Origin of the sequence: Collinsella aerofaciens, from assembly GCF_032584215.1 — a bacterium.
In the GTDB taxonomy this organism is placed as follows: Bacteria; Actinomycetota; Coriobacteriia; order Coriobacteriales; family Coriobacteriaceae; genus Collinsella.
In genome coordinates, this window is sequence record NZ_JAWHPN010000102.1 from 1 (window position 1) to 509 (window position 509).

The window sequence follows — 509 nt, forward strand, 5'->3', positions numbered from 1 at the left end:
GTCCCGCTCAGACCGCGCCGCCCAGTTTGCCCCTTTTGCGGCTTTGAGCGGCCATGGCACCGCAATCGCAGAAACTGCCCGGTTGACAGAGCGGCGCATAGAGCTGGATGAGGATGTGAAAGCGGCTCTGGACTTCAAACAGCAGATGCTGATGGATCGGATCGATGAACATCCAGATGTGTCGGTGACGTGGTTCCAGCCTGACGGGAAAAAGGATGGCGGGCGCTATGTTACAACGACCGGACGATTGAAGCGGATCGATGAGGTTGAGCGTGTTCTGGTCATGGAGGACAAAACAACGGTTCCCCTGGACGATGTCATCAGCATCGACGAGCATCGCAGTCCTGACTTCACCTCTGACCTTTAAGCGTCTCCACGCCGCAGATAAGGGACGAAGCTGAGAAACAGACCAATAGGAAAAACGGCCCCGGTGTGATCGGTCACAAACGATCACACCGGGGCTGGTTTTCTGCCCGATTCAAAAAGGGCGTCAAGTAACTGTATGTAAA

Annotated in this window: 1 protein-coding gene; it reads left to right on the forward strand. The window is 55.2% G+C overall.

Translation table 11 applies throughout. The features are described 5' to 3' along the window. A partial coding sequence (locus RX395_RS09945) for a YolD-like family protein (RefSeq protein WP_316367328.1) occupies positions 1 to 367 on the forward strand: 367 nt, incomplete at its 5' end. Between the last annotated feature and the right edge of the window lie 142 nt (positions 368 to 509).